This is a genomic window from Streptomyces sp. NPDC006283, from assembly GCF_040613325.1.
GTDB lineage: Bacteria > Actinomycetota > Actinomycetes > Streptomycetales > Streptomycetaceae > Streptomyces.
The window spans coordinates 104,267-121,130 of record NZ_JBEXRZ010000001.1; the positions used below are offsets into that span (position 1 = coordinate 104,267).

Genomic DNA, 16,864 nt, shown 5'->3' on the forward strand with positions numbered 1-16,864 from the left:
CGCACCCGGCGCTGGAGCATACGGAGATCCCTCACGACTCGGAAGCCACGCGGGAGCCCCGGTCGCGCAATGGCTGGAAAATGGAGCCATGGCCAGACGCATCAAACGCACCAAAGACACCACGCCTCCCGCCCTCACCGCAGACTCGCCGTGCCCCTGCGGCCTGCCGGACACCTACGCCCGGTGCTGCGGCCGGTTCCACAGCGGAGAGGAGTCCGCGCCCACCGCGGAACTGCTGATGCGTTCGCGCTACAGCGCATTCGTCGCCCACGACGCCGCATATCTGCTGCGCACCTGGCACTCGTCGACGAGGCCGTCGCACCTCGAACTGGACCCCGGCATGCAGTGGACGGCACTCGAGATCGTCGACTCGACGGACGGCAGCGCGTTTCACACGACCGGCACGGTCACCTTCCGCGCCCGCTACCGCCACCACGGCAAGCGCGGTGAGCTGCACGAGCGCAGCAACTTCGAGCGGGAGCAGGGCTGGTGGGTGTACGTGGACGGCACCTTCCTGGAGTGAGCCGACGAGCCCGCCGCCCAGGCCGGTGGGAACTGGTTCAATGCACACGTGATCGAACTGATCGAAGTGCTGGCGGCGGCAGCCGCCGCCGCTCTCGTCGGCCGGCTGGTGCTGCGCAGACGCCGGCAGCGGGCGGCCCTCGTCGACGCGGGCGAAGAGGCGGGAATCCCGTGCATGCTCAAGCGCTCGACGGGCGGCTCGCGTTGGCGGCCGGGGCGCCTGCTGATCGGCACGGGCCCTCTCGCGTGGCAGGCATCCTGGGGCGGCCGCAGGTCCGCCCTCCCCGCCGGCCTGCGCCGCACCGGGGTGCGGGCACCGTCGATGCGCGAGGCGCTGGGCATCAACCCGGGGTCCCGGATCGTCGAGTGCGAGGCGGCGGACGAGGTCATCCTGATCGCGGTCATGCCGCAAGAACTGGACCACGTCCTGAAGGCCGTCGACAGCGCCTGAGCACCCGCCCGGCGGCGGCAGCCCACGTCGCGCCGCGGGGTGACCCGCCCCGGGACCCGCCCGCCCTGCACCCGCCCGCGTCCCGGGCACCCGCGCGTCCCGCACTCCCGTGCATCCGGGCACCCGCGCGTCCCGTGCAGCCGGGCATCCCGTGCCGCGGTGCATCCGTGCATCCGTGCATTGGTGTGTTCCATGCACCCGTGCGGCGGGCACCCGCGCGTTCCCTGCACCGTGCACGGGGCGCTCCGTGCATCCGCGGGTTTTCCGTCCACCGGTGCGTTCCACGTATCCGTGTAGCGCGGGCAGGCGGGCACCCCGCGCGTCCCGTGCACCCGGGCACCCGGGCGTTCCGCACTCCCGGGCGCCCCGCGCCCCCCCCCGCGCCCCCCCGCGTCAGCGGATGTGGCGGCCCGAGATCGCGCGGGCGATCAGCAGGCGCTGGATCTCGCTCGTGCCCTCGAAGATCGTGTAGATCTTGCTGTCCCGGTACATCCGCTCCACCGGGTGCTCGCGGCTGTAGCCCGCGCCGCCGAGGATCTGGATCGCCTTCTCCGTGGCGCTCACCGCCAGTTCGCCCGCGCGCAGTTTGGCCATGGAGCCCTGGCCGGCGTCGAAGTCCTGGCCGTTGCGCGCCATCCAGGCGGCCTGCCAGATCAGCAGCCGTACCGCCTCGATCTCCGTGCGGATGTCCGCCAGGGCGAACGCGATCGACTGGTTCTCGATGATCGGCCGGCCGAAGGCCTCACGCTCACCGGCGTACTGAAGGGCGTACTCGTAGGCGGCCCGCGCGATGCCGAGCGCCTGTGCGCCGACGGTCGGACGGCTGACCTCGAAGGTGGCCATGGCCGCCTGGCTCTTGGCCTTCGTGCCTTCGCGGGCGCGGGCGAGGCGCGCGTCGAGTCTTTCCTTTCCGCCGAGCAGGCAGCTGCCCGGCACGCGCACGTCGTCGAGGAAGACGTCGGCGGTGTGCGAGGCGCGCAGACCCAGCTTCTTGATCTTCTTGGAGCCGCCGAGACCGGGTGTGTTGGGCGGCACGATGAACGCGGCCTGACCGCGCGCGCCGAGCCCGGTGTCCGCGGAGGCGACGACGACATGGACGTTCGCGATGCCGCCGTTGGTGATCCAGGCCTTCTGGCCGTTGATCACCCACTCGTCCTTCGCCTCGTCGTAGCGGGCGCGGGTGCGCATCCCCGAGACGTCGGACCCGGCCTGCGGCTCCGAGACGCAGAACGCCGCGAGCTGCGGATCGGCCTCATCGCCGAAGCACTGCGGGACCCACTCGGCCAGCTGGTCGGGTGTGCCGGAGGAGAAGATCCCGGCGACGGCGAGCGAGGTGCCGAAGAGCGCCATGCCGATGCCGGCGTCACCCCAGAAGAGTTCCTCGTTGGCTATCTGGAGGGAGAGGCCGGTGGGGTCGCCGAACATGTCGGCGAGCGACTCGAATCCGTAGAGGCCGATCTTCGCGGCCTCCCGGATCACCGGCCAGGGTGTCTCCTCGCGCTCGTCCCACTCGGACGCGGCCGGCCGGACGACGTCGGCCGCGAAGCCGTGGACCCAGTCCCGCAGGTCCCGCTGCTCTTCGGTGAGCTGAAGGGAGAAGGGGGCCATGGCGATCAGGCCTTCGGGATGTCGAAGTAGCGGGTCAGCCCCGACGCCAGGACGACGTCGCCGGCAACCTTGAGCTTCCGCGTCATGAACATGGTCACCGGGTTGGCGTTTCCGGAGACCAGCTTGAGGAACTCGGCGTCGCCCATCATCAGCGTAGTCCGCGCCTCGGTGTCGGAGCGGCCCTCCGTGACCGTGCAGGTCCCGTCGGCGATGGCGGTCTCGAAGGTCTCGTCGCTCTCGCCGGTGATCTTCCAGCGGATGAGGGCCGTCAGGGAGCCCGCGCTGTCGGGGCGGAACTGCTGCCCCATCCGCCCGAAGACCTCACGGAGCACCCGCTGCCGCAGCTCCCCCTGCATGACCTGGCCGATCTCCTTGCCGGACAGGCCCTTCACGATCTTCGCGAACTCCTCGGGGGAGACGGCGGAGAAGTCGAGGCCGCCCAGCTCGCTGCCGATACCGTCTGCCACAGCATTTCCTTACTCCTGAGTAAACTTACTTTTGGGTAAAGTAACGAAAGGCCGCCCCTCGAACAAGAGGGGCGGCCTGAAGTCAAGGAGTGAAGGGCGGCGGGGGGCGGTCAGCGACCGCGTCGCGGTCCGACCGTGAGCCGGGGGTCATACGCGGCCAGCACCTTGTTGGCCCGTGCCAGCGTGGACAGTGCGTGCTCCCTGTCGGCCCGGTCCTCCGCGCACAGCGGCCCGCGGAACAGGCCCACCTCGCGTGCGGCGCACTCGGCGTCGATCTCCGCCTGCAGGATGTGGGCCGGCATGCAGGAGCCGATCATCACGGCGACACGGTCGGGGATCGGCACCGGGACGAGGGGGGAGGCGATCACGTGAAGTCCTTCTCTACCGTTACGGGTCGCCCCGTTGATTTCTCGTTACGCGGGAGTAAGTTGCCCCGCGAGTAAGTGCCGAGGTCCCGTCAACTCCCCGCCCGCGAACTGCGAACCCGCGAACTGGAGCCGACCATGGGCGTACACAAGGATCTGAAGAGGGCGAGAAAGCACAGCGATCTCGCCGATCGCGTCCTGGTCGAACTGGTCAGGGAGGACGGTGTCGTACGAGAGGCGCGCACAGCGCTCCTCGTCCGGCCGTCCGTCTCCGGCAGCACCGCCGACATACCTTACGCGAACGCCGCCGAAGCACCCCAATCGGCAGTGCTGCGCCGTAAGGGTGACGACGGCCGCTGGCGACCGGTCACCGCCGCCGAATTCGCACGTCAAGTGACCGAAACCGCCAAGGGGTTGATCGCCGCGGGCCTCGAGCCGGGCGGCCGCGTCGCCGTGATGTCGCGCACACGGTACGAATGGACTGTGCTCGACTTCGCAGTCTGGGCGGCCGGCGGGCAGAGCGTGCCGATCTACGCGACCTCCTCCGCGGAGCAGGTCGCATGGATCCTGCGGGACAGCGGCGCCGCCCAAATCGTCGCAGAGACACGGGAACACGCCGAGCTCGTGGCTGAGGCCGCCCAGGGCATGGACGCACCACCCCGCGTCTGGACCCTCGACGGCGACGCAATGGTGACACTGGCCACACTCGGCGACGGGATTCCCGACGAGGAGATCACCGCACGGCGCGCGGCTCTTACGCCCGACTCCGTCGCCACCCTCTGCTACACGTCCGGCACCACGGGGCAGCCCAAGGGCTGCGTCCTCACCCATGGCAACCTGCACGCCGAGGCGTCCAACACCGTCGAGCTGCTCCACCCCGTCTTCCAGGCCGTCACCGGCCAGACGGCGTCCACCCTGCTGTTCCTGCCGCTCGCCCACATCCTGGGCCGCACCATCCAGATCGCCTGCCTGATGGCGCGGATCGAACTGGGGCACTGCCCCAGCATCAAGCCCGACGAACTCCGTCCCGAACTGCAGAGCTTCAGGCCCACCTTCCTGGTCGGGGTGCCGTACCTCTTCGAGAAGATCCACGACACGGGCCGCGCCACTGCGGAGAAGATCGGCCGTGGCGCGTCGTTCGACCGCGCGCACCGCATCGGGGTCCGGTTCGCGGAGGCGTACCTGGCGAAGTTCCTCGGTACCGGCACCGCGACGGCCGGAGGTACCGGAAGAGGCGCAGGGCCCGCCCTCACCGCCGCCTGGGCACTGTACGACCTGCTGGTCTACCGGCGCATCCGCAAGGAACTCGGCGGCCGGCTGCGCTACGCGATCAGCGGCGGATCGCCGCTCGACCGCGAGCTCAACCTCTTCTTCTGCGCCGCGGGCATCGTGATCTACGAAGGGTACGGGCTGACCGAGACCACCGCGGCCGCCACGATCATCCCGCCGCTCGCCCCGCGTCCCGGCACCGTCGGGCAGCCCGTGCCCGGCACCGCGATCCGCATCGCGGACGACGGCGAGGTGCTGATCAGGGGCGGCATCGTCTTCGGCTCGTACTGGAACAATCCGGCGGCAACCGGCGAGGTGCTCCACGACGGGTGGTTCGCCACCGGCGATCTCGGCGCCCTGGACGACGACGGGTACCTGACGATCACCGGCCGGAAGAAGGACATCCTGGTCACCTCGGGCGGCAAGAACGTCTCACCCGCCGTCCTCGAGGACCGGCTGCGCAGCCGCCCACCGGTCGGCCAGTGCATCGTCGTCGGGGACAACCGCCCCTACGTGGCCGCGCTCATCACCCTGGAGCCAGAGGCGATGGAGCACTGGTCGGCCGTACGGAAGCGCCCGAAGGGCACGCCGCTCGCCGAGCTCTGCGAGGACCCGGAGCTGATCGCCGACGTGCAGCGGGCCGTGGACCATGCGAACGCGGCGGTCTCGCGCGCCGAGTCGATCCGACGGTTCGTCATCGTGCCGGGCGAGTTCAACGAGGAGAACGGCCTGCTCACCCCGTCGTTGAAGATCAAACGCCATGCGGTGGCCGCCGCCTACGCGAAGGAGATCGACGCGCTGTACGCCTGAGCCGTCCGTCCGTCCGTTGGTTGGTCCGGCCGGTGCGGCGTCTGCGGCCCGGCTCAACGGGCCGGGCCGTCGCGGCGCTCCCGCAGATGCAGCGCACGCAGCACGCCCTCGGTGGCGAACCGGCCCTCGGGGTCCTTGAGCCGAGCGCCGAAGATGGACTCCAGATTGCGCAACCGGTAGCGGACGGTCTGGGGGTGCACCTCGAGCAGCTCGCCCATCTGGGCCGCGGTGCCACGGGTGTCCAGCCAGATCCGCAGGGTCTCGATCAGCCGGCTCCGGCGGGTGGGCGTCAGTCCGGCGAGGGGAGCGAGCTCGCGCTCCGCGATCCGGTCCAGCAGCGCCGGGTCGGCGAGCAGCCACAGGCTGAGCATGTGGTCCGCGCAGAAGGCGAGAGGGGTGTCCTCGACGATGCCCGAGTCGATGAAGTCGAGGAGGCGGCGGGCCCAGCGGATCGAGTCCGCGGCGCCGGCGGTCGGTACGGTCAGGCCCACGGCGGCCCGGGTCCCGGTCAACGCGGCTTCGAGCCGCTGTCTTCGTCGGGCGTCGACCGGCCCCGGGACGAGTAAGTGCGGCTGAGGTCCGCCGAGATCCGCCAGGACATCGTTGTCGATCGCCGCCGCGGTCCATTCCGTCGAAGGGCGCAGGGCGATGAGGGTGACCTGCTCGGGGAGGGCCCAGCGGGCCTGCTCCGCCAGTTCCGCGATCGCCGTGCGCGGCACGGGAGGCCCGGCCATGATCAGGTGCAGCAGCCTGCGCCGCAGCGTCTCGCCGTGCTCGACCGACTTTGCCTGGACCTCCAAGTAGCCCTCCCTGGTGAGGGCTTCGAGCTCGTCGACGTAGGCGAACAGGGCGTCGGCGAAGCTCAGCATCAGCGTGGGGGAGAGGTTGTACCGCCGGCCCACCCGCTTGGCCCGGCGCAGGGCCACGCGGGCGCCGAGCCGGTACGCGCCGTGGAGGGAGTCCAGGCTGCGCCCCTCGTACGCCTCGAACCGGCCGAAGCGGCGCAGCATCTCGTCGCGCAGCGGCGACGGCGTCGACGGGGCGGCGACCTGATCGACGAAGACGGAGATGTTCTGCTCGACACCGATCTGGATGGCCTGCCCGTACGGGCCCTTGAGGAGCCGCCCGTACTCCGGGTAGGCGCGGGTCACCTCGAGGCCGATCTCCTGGATGAGACTGGGCAGTTCGGGCCTGATGATTGCCGCGAACTCCTGGGGCAGCGGCCCCAGGGGCTCTCCCGCGTCGGACGGCCGGGTCGTTCTCGGCATGGTTCTCCCCTCGTGGTCCGGGTCCAGGACCCCGGTGATGTCCGGTGGGAGTGTGATGTGGCTGTGGGGGGAAGCGCTCCCACGGACCGACAGGCGTGACTCTTCGTTGAGTGCTGAACATAGACCAGACGGGCGCGCCTGCACAGCAGTTGGTACGCGGTGACATGAGTGCGGCCGGTATCCGTCGGCGGTCCGCGGTGAACTCGTGCCGCCGGGCCGGGGCTGCTCACATTCCGACAACAAAAGCACTGTGGGTTCTTGCGGGGCGACAAGAAAATACCCGCTGGTAGGGGTGGTGCGGGAATCTCTGGAACCAGTATTGCGCGGCGGGTTACCCGCTCGTAACGTCACATCCGCAAGCGCTCGACCGGGTGGCCGAAAGAATTCGCCCGCGTTCCATGAAGTGCGCCGCAGCCATTGTCGGCCCGTCCGCCCGGGCCGAAAACGGTCCATCAGGTACGCCCATCCCCCTGAAGGGAACGACCCGTGCGAAGAATTGCCAGAAACGCAGTGATCGCCTCTGCGGCATTCGCCGCCGCGCTCGGAATGACAGTCACGTCGGCGTCGGCCACGTCGCTGGCCACCTGGACGGTGACGCCGGGCGGCTCGTTCACCGCCGTCGCCGAGAACCCCACCCTCACCGTCCCCGCCGCCACGCTGGACTGCGCCTCCTCCCACGCGAGCGGGTCGCTCGCCACCGGCTCCGGGAACCCGGGAGAAGGCATCGGCACCATCACCACCCTGACCTTCGAGGACTGCTCGGTGATCGGCATCACCTTCGACGTCACCACCAAGAGCTTCCCGTGGAGCCTGGACGCCACCGCTGTCAGTTCCGTGCCGAACGCGATCGACGGCTCCATCACCGGCGTCGACGCGAGCATCAGCGGATCCGGCTGCGTCGCGGACTTCACCGGTGCCGTGACCGGCCACTACAAGAACGACACCAAGGAGCTCGTCATCAACGGCGGCAGCCTGGTCGCGTCCAACGCGGACTGCCTCGGGCTGATCAACGACGGCGACGAGGCGCTGTACGAGGCCGTCTACGCCGTCTCGGGTGGCCACACCATCACCCAGGACTGACATCGGCCGGCCGCACACGACCCCGTGACCCGCCACGGGTCGCGGGGTCCCGCGACGGACTTCTCCCTCCCCGGAAACGGGTCGGGGTGAATTCTCGCGACGCAATTCAGATCGCATTTTCCGGGACAACGGGAGAGCAGTCCATGGGGGCATCATGACGGTTGTCGGCAAACGACCCCTTCGTCTTTCCCGTCTTGTCGTGTTCGGCGCCGCCGGCCTCGTGGCTGGATTTCTCGTCGGCCCCGGGCAGGCGGCGCAGGCGCGCGATGCCGATATCAGCCTGGCGTACCTGTGTACATTTCCGTCGGGCAGGCAGGCCGTGACCGCCGACATCACCGGCACCTATCCGGACGCCGGTGGCGTGAACGTGCCGATCCAGCCGGGTGAGCCGACCGTGAGAGTGTCGATCCCGGCCGTGGCACTCGAAGGCGCACTGCCCGAGGGCGCCACCGCCGTCGAGGGCACGGCCGAGCTGACCACAGGCGTCGCACAGAACGGCCGTGCGGCGGAGGCGAAATGGAGCGGACTTCTCGCACCGGCCGCCGCGGTGCCCGACTCCGGCGACCTGGTCCTCGAACACCGAGGCCCTGTCCCCTCGGTGACGGTGACCGCGCCCGGGGACGTCACCTTCACTGCGGGCCGCATCAGCCTGGAACTTCGGCCGAAGACGCCGAAGACGCCGGAGACGAGTGACGGAGCGGAGCCGATGGCGCTGCCCGCTGTCGACTGCGTACCGGTCGCCGCTCAGGACCGCCGGCTCGCCTCCGTACCCGTGCCGGACGAGACACCCCCGGAACAGCCGTCCGGGACCCCGGAGCCGTCCGCGTCCCCCACCGACGCGGAACCCGAAGAGCGGGAGGGCGTCGCCGTCGGCCCCTCGCCCTCCCCTTCCGCGCCGGAGAACCCGTGCCCGAAGGACCCGCCGGCCGGCCGGATCGACGAGAGCTTCGTGCCGCAGCCCCCGCCCGGAGAGGCGCCCCGGGTCACCAACCTGCCCGGGCGGCTGGGCTGCGCGTACGCCGTCGGCCTCGCCAATGTCGAGAAGCTCGGCGGCGCGATGATCGTGAACGACCCGACGAAAGAGCCGCGGCTGATCAATGTGCTGGCCGTTGCGCGGTCGGTCTCGCGGCCGGGCAACCGGCCCGGCGGCTTCTACTTCCGCGCCGACTCCTACGGCGAACTGCCCCTGCCGGACGCCCGGTCCACCTTCCTCGGCTTCGGATTCCAGCCCGTGTCGGCGCGGGTGGAGTTCACCAACGGACCGGTCACGATCTCCACCGGGACCATCGGGTCGCCGCCCAACAGGGTCAACTTCGCCACCGCCGGCTTCTACCAGTCGTTGCGCGTCTACGACGTCAAGGTCAACGGCACGCCCTTGGACGTGGGCCCCGACTGCCGCACGGCACGGCCCTTCCGCGTGGTCCTGCACGGCAAGTTCCCGGACTACGAGAACGTCTTCAAAGGCGGGCCGATGCGAGGGACCGTGACGATCCCTGAGTTCTCCGGATGCGGCACCGGCGGCGAGGACCTGGACCAGTTGTTCAGCGCCTCCCTCTCCGGTCCGGGCAACCTCGTCGCCATGAACCAGGGGGTGCTCTGCATCCCGAACACACCGAACAACGACTGTCCGCCAAGGATCCCGCCGCTCCCCGGACAGGAGCCCCCCGGGCCACCCTCCCGGTGACCTCGCGGCCCCGCCCCCACCCCGCCCCCGGGGCCGCGAGGTACCCCCCGGTCCATCACACCGCCGGCCCGCATACGCACTGGAGGACAAGGTGTCCGCGCCGCGTTGTCATCGTGTGACAAGGCCTTCAGTTCGGCCTGAATGCGCTGGTCACAGCCATTGCCCCGGCCGCCTACCCGAACGTAACGTGCGGGCGCCCGGTGCACTTCCACCACTGTCGACACCTCGTGCGCAGCCCGCTGCCCACGGACAACCGAACCGGGAGGTGAGATGGGAATCGAGGTAGTCGTCGAAGGTCTCACCAAGTCCTTCGGCAGGCAGAACATCTGGCAGGACGTCACACTCACCCTCCCGGCCGGAGAGGTCAGCGTCATGCTCGGCCCCTCCGGCACCGGAAAGACCGTGTTCCTGAAATCGATCATCGGGCTGCTGAAGCCCGAGCGCGGCCGTGTCCTCATCAACGGCGTCGACATGGTGAACAGCCCGGAACGCGACATCTACGAGACACGCAAACTCTTCGGCCTGATGTTCCAGGACGGCGCGCTCTTCGGATCGATGACGCTCTTCGACAACATCGCGTTCCCGCTGCGCGAACACACCCGCAAGAAGGAGTCGGAGATCCGGCGCATCGTCATGGAGCGCATGGACATGGTCGGACTCCTCGGCGCGGAGGGGAAACTCCCCGGAGAGATATCCGGCGGCATGCGCAAACGCGCCGGCCTCGCCCGCGCCCTCGTCCTCGACCCGCAGATCATCCTCTGCGACGAGCCCGACTCCGGTCTCGACCCGGTCCGCACCGCCTATCTCTCCCAGCTCCTCATCGATCTCAACGCGCAGATCGACGCCACCATGCTCATCGTCACGCACAACCTCGACATCGCGGCCACCGTCCCCGACAACATGGGCATGCTCTTCCGGCGCAGCCTGGTCACCTTCGGGCCCCGCGAGGTCCTGCTGACCAGCGAGGAGCCGGTCGTCGCCCAGTTCCTCGGCGGGCGCCGCGAAGGCCCCATCGGCATGTCGGAGGAGAAGGACGAGGCCACCCTCGCGAGGGAGCGGCGCAGCGGCAGCGGAACATACGCCGGCGGACCGCGGACCGTCGTCCCGCAGCTGGAACCCTCACCCGGCATGCCCGTCCGACAGGCCGCGCTGCGCCGCAGGGAGCGGGTCCTCGGCATGATGGCCCAACTGCCTGACCCCGCCCGTACGGCCATCATGAAGAGCTACGGCGGAGTGACGACGTGACCGCCCGGCTTCCGGAGCCGCCCTCCGCGCCGCCCGAGGGCGAGCCCACCGACGCGCCGGCGCCGAGACCCCCCTCGAAGGCGCTCGCCCCGCTGCGTGAGACCGGGAAGCTGTTCGCGCTCGCCGCCACCGTCACGCGGGCGATCTTCCGCCGCCCCTTCCAACTGCGCGAATTCATCGAACAGTTCTGGTTCGTGGCGAGCGTCACCATCCTCCCCGCCGCCCTGGTGTCCATACCGTTCGGCGCGGTCATCGCCCTCCAGGTCGGTTCGCTGACCCAGCAGCTCGGAGCCCAGTCCTTCACCGGCGGGGCCAGCGTCCTCGCCGTCATCCAGCAGGCCAGCCCACTGATCGTCGCGCTGCTGATCGCGGGCGCCGGCGGCTCCGCGATCTGCGCCGACCTCGGCTCCCGCAAGATCCGCGAGGAACTCGACGCGATGGAGGTCATGGGCGTCTCGCCCGTCCAACGCCTTGTCGTGCCACGGGTACTGGCCACCATGCTCGTGGCCGTCCTGCTCAACGGCATGGTCTCCGTCGTCGGCACCCTGGGCGGCTACTTCTTCAACGTCATCATGCAGGGCGGCACACCCGGCGCGTACCTCGCCAGCTTCTCCGCGCTCGCCCAGCTGCCCGACCTGTACATCAGCGAGCTCAAAGCCCTGATCTTCGGCTTCATCGCGGGCATCGTCGCCGCCTACCGCGGACTCAACCCGCGCGGCGGCCCCAAGGGCGTCGGCGACGCGGTCAACCAGTCCGTCGTCATCACCTTCATGCTGCTGTTCTTCGTGAACATGGTCCTCACGGCGATCTATCTGCAGATCGTCCCCCCGAAGGGGGGCTGAGCGATGTCCGTGCTCGGCCGGCTCGACCGCTCGGGTGACCAGCTCACCTTCTACGTCCGCGCCCTGCTGTGGATCCCGAGGACCCTGCTCCGCTATCTGCGCGAGGTCCAGCGCCTCCTCGCCGAGGTCGCGTTCGGCAGCGGCGGCCTCGGGGTCGTCGGCGGCACCATCGGCGTGATGATCGCCATGACCCTGTTCACCGGCACCGTCGTCGGCCTCCAGGGATACGCGGCGCTCAACCAGATCGGCACGTCGGCCTTCACCGGATTCATCTCCGCGTACTTCAACACCCGTGAGATCGCGCCCCTGGTCGCAGGCCTTGCGCTCTCCGCGACGGTCGGCGCCGGCTTCACCGCCCAGCTCGGCGCGATGCGCATCAATGAGGAAGTGGACGCCCTCGAGGCGATGGGCGTGCGCTCCATGCCGTACCTGGTCACGACCCGCATCATCGCCGGCGTCGTCGCTATCGTCCCGCTCTACGCGATCGGACTGCTCAGCTCCTACCTCGCCTCCCGCTGGATCACCGTCCTGTTCAACGGCCAGTCCGCAGGCACCTACGACCACTACTTCAATCTGTTCCTCTCCCCGGACGACGTCCTGCTCTCGATCCTCAAGGTGCTGATCTTCAGCGTGATGGTGATCCTCGCGCACTGCTACTACGGCTTCCACGCATCCGGCGGCCCGGCCGGTGTGGGCGTCGCCGTCGGCCGTTCCGTGCGCAACGCCATCGTGCTGATCAGTGTCACCGACTTCTTCCTCTCGCTCGCCATCTGGGGCGCGACCACGACGGTGAAGGTGGCCGGATGACTGCGCAAACGGCAAGGAGACGGCTCGCGGGCGTGGCCTTCCTGCTCGTGCCGGTGCTGCTCATATGGCTCTCGGTCGCCGTCTACGACAAGAAGTTCACCGACGACGCCACCGTCACCGTCCTCACCGGGGCCGTCGGCAACGAGATGCACCACGGGGCGGAGGTCAAACTGCGGGGCGTCGTCGTCGGCGAGGTCCGCGACATACGGGCCGACGGCACCGGCGCCCGCCTCACCCTCGCCGTGGAACGTGACCAGCTGGGCCGTATCCCGGCGGACGTCACCGCGCAGATGCTGCCCACGACCCTGTTCGGGGAACGCTTCGTCGCGCTCGTGCCACCCGCTCGCAATCCCTCTCCGCGGGCACTGCGGACCGGGGACACCATCACCCAGGACCGCTCCGCCAACGCCATCGAACTCGAGCAGGTCCTCGACAACGTCCTTCCGCTGCTCACCGCCGTCAAGCCCGAGAAGCTGTCCGCCACTCTCACCGCCGTCTCCCGGGCCCTCGAAGGCCGCGGCGACCAGCTCGGCGAGACTCTCGAGACCCTCGACGCGCACCTGCGGAAGCTGAACCCGCAACTGCCCGTCCTCAACCGGGACATCGCCCACCTCGTCGAGGTCAGCCACCTCTACGCGGACGCCGCCCCCGGCATCCTCGCGGCGCTCACCGACTTCACCACCACCAGCGGCACCATCGCCGACCAGCAGGCGGAACTCGCCGGGCTCTACGGCTCGACGACCAAGACGGCACAGGACATGACCGACTTCCTGCACAAGAACAAGAACAACCTGATCCGGCTGGCCGCCGCGGGCCGGCCCACCCTCGAACTGCTCGCCCAGTACTCGTCGTCCTTCCCGTGCACGCTGCGCACCCTCGCCGGGTTCGTGCCGGCCATGGACAAGGCCCTCGGCAAAGGCACCGACGAACCGGGACTCCACGTGGACGTGACGGCCGTGCCCTCCCTCGGCAAGTACGTTCCCGGCAAGGACACCCCGAGGTACGACGGCGGCGGCGGACCCCACTGCTACGCCGTCCCCTACACCGGCAGGCCCGCCCCCGCGGCGGCCGCGGCGGCGGGGGCGAGCCTGGGACTGCCCAACTCCCCGCAGGAGAACCGGCTCGTCAACGAACTCATGGCGCCCGAACTGAAGAAGGCGCCCGGCGAACTGCCCGACTGGAGCAGCGTCCTCACCGGCCCCGTCTACCGGGGGGCGGAGGTGACACTCCGATGAAGCGCCGCAGCCTCGCGGGACCGATCGTCAAGTCCGTCGCGTTCATCGTGGTCACCGTCCTCGCCACCACGGTGCTCGCGTTCAGCATCGCCAACACCGGAGTCGGCGACACCGCTGCCTACAAGGCACGTTTCACCGATGTCACCGGGCTCGTCGAGGGCGACAGCGTCCGCATCGCCGGGGTCAAGGTCGGCCAGGTCGAGTCGGTCGAAGTCGTCGACCGCCGCGTCGCCGAGGTCGGCTTCAGCGTCCAGAAGGGCCGCGCACTGCCCGCCTCCGTCACGGCGTCCATCAAGTACCTCAACATGGTCGGCCAGCGCTACATCGACCTCGACCAGGGGGCCGGGCCGGTCGGCCGTCGCTTCGCCGCCGGGGACACCATCCCGCTGGAGCGCACCACCCCCGCCCTCGACCTGACCCAGCTCTTCAACGGCTTCCAGCCGCTGTTCGAAGGGCTGTCGCCCGGCGAGATCAACGACCTCGCCGCATCCGTCGTCCAGGTGCTGCAAGGAGAGGGCGGGACCGTCGACAGCCTCATCCGCCACGTCGGCTCGCTCACCCGCACCGTCGCCGGCAAGGACAAGGTCATCGGCGAGGTCGTCAAGAACCTCAACACCGTCCTCAAGACCGTCAACGACCGCGAGGCGAACTTCGACGAGCTCGTGATCACCCTTCAGAGACTGGTCAGCGGGTTCTCCGGCGACCGCAGACCTCTCGGGGAGGCAGTCGCGGCCATGGGAGACCTGACCACCGTCACCGCCGACCTGCTCAAGGACGGGCGCGCGCCCCTGAAAGCGGACATCGCGGAACTCGGGCGTCTGTCGAAGCAACTGGACAAGGGAACGCCGCAGATCGAGAACTCCCTTCAGAAGACCCCCGACAAGATGCGGGCCATCACCCGGCTCACCTCCTACGGGTCCTGGCTCAACCTCTTCCTCTGCGAGGCCAAGGTCGCCGGCGTCGCCACCTCGGACGGCAGCCCGCCGCCCACCGGGATCGGCATCACCGAGTCGAGGTGCCGGGAATGAGAGGCATCCGCTTCCGGTTCAAGCCGGTCAGAGAACGCAACCCCGTCGCCGTCGGCATCGTCGGTCTGCTGATCCTCGCGCTGCTGGGCATCACCGCCTACAAGGCCGACGCGCTGCCCTTCGTCGGCAAAGGCACCACCTACACCGCCGACTTCACGGAGGCGGCCGGACTCGACGAAGGCGACGAAGTGCGCATCGCCGGGGTCAAGGTCGGCGAGGTCACCACCGTCGCCCTCGCCGGGGCGAAAGTCAGGGTCACCTTCGAGGTGCGGGACGCCTGGATCGGGAACTCCAGCACCGCGGCCATCGCCATCAAGACGCTGCTCGGCGAGAAGTTCCTCGCCGTCGACCCGCTCGGCACCCGGCGCCAGAACCCCTCCACGACCATCCCCACCAGCCGCACCACCTCGCCGTTCGACGTCACCCAGGCCTTCAACGGGCTCGGCGAGACCATCGGGAAGATCGACACGGACAGGCTCGCGGAGAGCTTCGAGGCGATCAACGACACCTTCAAGAACTCCCCTCCGAACGTCCGCAACGCCGCCACCGGCCTCTCCGCCCTGTCGAAGACCGTGTCCGAGCGCGACACCCAGCTCGCCGCACTCCTCAAGGGCAGCAAGCAGCTCACCAGAACCCTCGACGGCAAGAAGAGCAGCTTCGAGACGCTGCTCGAGGACGGCAATCTGCTCCTCGGCGAGATCCAGGCACGGCGCGACGCCATCCACGCCCTGCTCACCGGCACCAAGAGCCTCGGCACCCAGCTGAGCGGAGTCGTCGAGGACAACCAACGACAGCTGAAGCCCACACTCGACGCACTCGGCAAAGTCACCACCGTGCTGCTGAAGAACCGCACGAAGCTGGACCAGACCCTGGCCCTCGTCGGACCGTACTACCGGCTCGTCGGCAACACCCTCGGCAACGGCCGTTGGTTCGACACCTACGTCTGCGGTCTCGTTCCCAAGCACTACCTGCCCGCCGGTACGCCCCCGCGGACCGGCTGCATGCCCCCCAAGCCCACCTCCGACGGCGGTGCATCGTGAAACTCAAGCGCATCGTCGGCATCGGCGCCGGCCTCGCCCTCATGGCCGTCGCCGGCACGTCCGGGGTGATGGCCCTCGAGGAGGACACCACTCGTATCACCGCCTACTTCGACCGTGCGACAGGCGTCTACGAGGGCTCCGACCTGCGTGTCCTCGGAGTGAAGGTGGGCACCGTCGACACCGTGCGGCCGGAGGGCTCCCAAGTGCGGGTCACCCTGCTGCTCGACAAGGATGTCAAGGTCCCCAAGAACGCTCACGCGGTCGTCGTGGCACCGAGCGTCGTCGCAGACCGCTACATCCAGCTCGCCCCCGCCTACACCGGCGGGGACCGCATCGAGGACGGCGCGGTGCTCCCCGCCAGGAACAACGCCATGCCGCTCGAGGTCGATCAGCTCTACGAGTCGATCACCGAGATCAGCACCGCTCTCGGCCCCGACGGAGCAGGCGCCGACGGCGCCCTCGCCCGCCTCCTCGACACCGGCGCGGACAACCTCAAGGGCAACGGCAAGGCGATCGGCGACTCCATCGAGCAGTTCGGCAAGGCCGCCAAGACCCTCGACGGCAGCAGCGGCGATCTCTTCGCCACCCTGTCCTACCTCCAGTCCTTCACCACCATGCTGAAGAAGAACGACGGGAACGTGGCCAAGGCCGAGAAGCAGCTGGCCACCGTCACCGGCTTCCTGGCCGAGGACAAGGAGAACCTCGGCGCGGCGCTCAAGAACCTGGGCACGGCACTGGCCCAGGTCAAGAAGTTCATCCGGGACAACCGGGGCAGCCTCAAGAAGAACGTCGACGCTCTCGTGCCGCTCACCCAGACCCTCGTCGACCAGCGGGCCTCGCTCGCCGAGGCGATGGACACCGCCCCCCTCGCGGCCGGCAACGCGCTGAACGCCTACGACCCGGTGCACCGCACCCTCAACGGCCGGGCCGACATCAACGAACTCAGCTACGGCGCCGCGATCGTCATCCCGCCCGACACCGGCTCCATGGCCGGACTCGTACCGGTGGACATCTCACGGCAGGAAGCCCTGCCGTCCCTGCCGCTGCCCCCGGTCGGCACGGTCTACGGCACCCCCGAGAAGCGGAAGGAGGAGTCCCGTTGAGAGGCACCCGCACCGGCCGCAGCACCCGCAGCACCCACAG

16 protein-coding genes are annotated in these 16,864 nt (G+C 69.4%); 12 read left to right on the forward strand and 4 right to left on the reverse strand.

The window, feature by feature from the left end; genetic code table 11:
* The first annotated feature begins 88 nt into the window (after positions 1-88).
* Together ABZ070_RS00490 and ABZ070_RS00495 are read left to right on the forward strand one after the other, a co-directional pair.
* Positions 89-523, forward strand: a complete 435-nt coding sequence (locus tag ABZ070_RS00490; protein WP_356628285.1) for a YchJ family protein — start codon at positions 89-91, stop codon at positions 521-523.
* 48 nt (positions 524-571) lie between these two features.
* Positions 572-973 (forward strand): hypothetical protein, encoded by a 402-nt coding sequence (locus ABZ070_RS00495; protein WP_356628287.1) that lies wholly within the window; start codon positions 572-574, stop codon positions 971-973.
* A gap of 393 nt (positions 974-1,366) precedes the next feature.
* Here ABZ070_RS00495 and ABZ070_RS00500 read toward each other — a convergent pair whose 3' ends face one another.
* The 3 genes from ABZ070_RS00500 to ABZ070_RS00510 all read right to left on the reverse strand — a co-directional run bounded on the left by ABZ070_RS00500 (position 1,367) and on the right by ABZ070_RS00510 (position 3,416).
* Entirely contained in the window at positions 1,367-2,581 is a 1,215-nt protein-coding gene (locus ABZ070_RS00500) for an acyl-CoA dehydrogenase family protein (RefSeq protein WP_356628289.1), read from the reverse strand.
* A 5-nt stretch (positions 2,582-2,586) separates the two neighbouring features.
* Positions 2,587-3,048 (reverse strand): SCP2 sterol-binding domain-containing protein, encoded by a 462-nt coding sequence (locus ABZ070_RS00505; protein WP_356628291.1) that lies wholly within the window; start codon positions 3,046-3,048, stop codon positions 2,587-2,589.
* 110 nt (positions 3,049-3,158) lie between these two features.
* Positions 3,159-3,416 carry a hypothetical protein gene (locus ABZ070_RS00510; RefSeq protein WP_356628293.1) on the reverse strand — a complete coding sequence of 86 codons (258 nt, stop codon included), beginning with the start codon at positions 3,414-3,416 and terminating at the stop codon, positions 3,159-3,161.
* Between the two features lie 135 nt (positions 3,417-3,551).
* On the opposite strand from ABZ070_RS00510, the gene ABZ070_RS00515 reads away from it, so the two are divergent.
* Entirely contained in the window at positions 3,552-5,492 is a 1,941-nt protein-coding gene (locus ABZ070_RS00515; protein ID WP_356628295.1) for an AMP-dependent synthetase/ligase, read from the forward strand.
* A 53-nt stretch (positions 5,493-5,545) separates the two neighbouring features.
* Here the strand turns inward: ABZ070_RS00515 and ABZ070_RS00520 are convergent, their stop codons facing one another.
* Positions 5,546-6,760, reverse strand: coding sequence for a helix-turn-helix domain-containing protein (locus ABZ070_RS00520; RefSeq protein ID WP_356628297.1), 1,215 nt, complete (start codon positions 6,758-6,760; stop codon positions 5,546-5,548).
* A 486-nt stretch (positions 6,761-7,246) separates the two neighbouring features.
* Between ABZ070_RS00520 and ABZ070_RS00525 the strand changes: the two genes are divergently transcribed.
* From ABZ070_RS00525 to ABZ070_RS00565, 9 genes are all read left to right on the forward strand, one after another.
* Positions 7,247-7,840 carry a hypothetical protein gene (locus ABZ070_RS00525; RefSeq protein ID WP_356628299.1) on the forward strand — a complete coding sequence of 198 codons (594 nt, stop codon included), beginning with the start codon at positions 7,247-7,249 and terminating at the stop codon, positions 7,838-7,840.
* A 154-nt stretch (positions 7,841-7,994) separates the two neighbouring features.
* Entirely contained in the window at positions 7,995-9,524 is a 1,530-nt protein-coding gene (locus tag ABZ070_RS00530; protein WP_356628301.1) for a DUF6801 domain-containing protein, read from the forward strand.
* Positions 9,525-9,794: 270 nt separating this feature from the next.
* Positions 9,795-10,769 (forward strand): ATP-binding cassette domain-containing protein, encoded by a 975-nt coding sequence (locus tag ABZ070_RS00535; protein ID WP_356628303.1) that lies wholly within the window; start codon positions 9,795-9,797, stop codon positions 10,767-10,769.
* Complete coding sequence (locus ABZ070_RS00540) at positions 10,766-11,611, forward strand: ABC transporter permease (RefSeq protein WP_356628305.1); 846 nt, start codon at positions 10,766-10,768, stop codon at positions 11,609-11,611. Before ABZ070_RS00535 ends, ABZ070_RS00540 begins: the two co-directional genes overlap by 4 nt.
* A 3-nt stretch (positions 11,612-11,614) precedes the next feature.
* On the forward strand, positions 11,615-12,418 hold the full coding sequence (locus tag ABZ070_RS00545) for an ABC transporter permease (RefSeq protein WP_356628307.1): 804 nt from the start codon (positions 11,615-11,617) through the stop codon (positions 12,416-12,418).
* Complete coding sequence (locus ABZ070_RS00550) at positions 12,415-13,653, forward strand: MCE family protein (RefSeq protein WP_356628309.1); 1,239 nt, start codon at positions 12,415-12,417, stop codon at positions 13,651-13,653. The genes ABZ070_RS00545 and ABZ070_RS00550 overlap by 4 nt, the downstream gene beginning before the upstream one ends.
* Entirely contained in the window at positions 13,650-14,681 is a 1,032-nt protein-coding gene (locus ABZ070_RS00555) for an MCE family protein (protein WP_356628311.1), read from the forward strand. The genes ABZ070_RS00550 and ABZ070_RS00555 overlap by 4 nt, the downstream gene beginning before the upstream one ends.
* Positions 14,678-15,721 (forward strand): MCE family protein, encoded by a 1,044-nt coding sequence (locus ABZ070_RS00560; protein ID WP_356628313.1) that lies wholly within the window; start codon positions 14,678-14,680, stop codon positions 15,719-15,721. The genes ABZ070_RS00555 and ABZ070_RS00560 overlap by 4 nt, the downstream gene beginning before the upstream one ends.
* Complete coding sequence (locus ABZ070_RS00565) at positions 15,718-16,824, forward strand: MlaD family protein (protein WP_356628315.1); 1,107 nt, start codon at positions 15,718-15,720, stop codon at positions 16,822-16,824. The genes ABZ070_RS00560 and ABZ070_RS00565 overlap by 4 nt, the downstream gene beginning before the upstream one ends.
* Positions 16,825-16,864 lie beyond the last annotated feature (40 nt).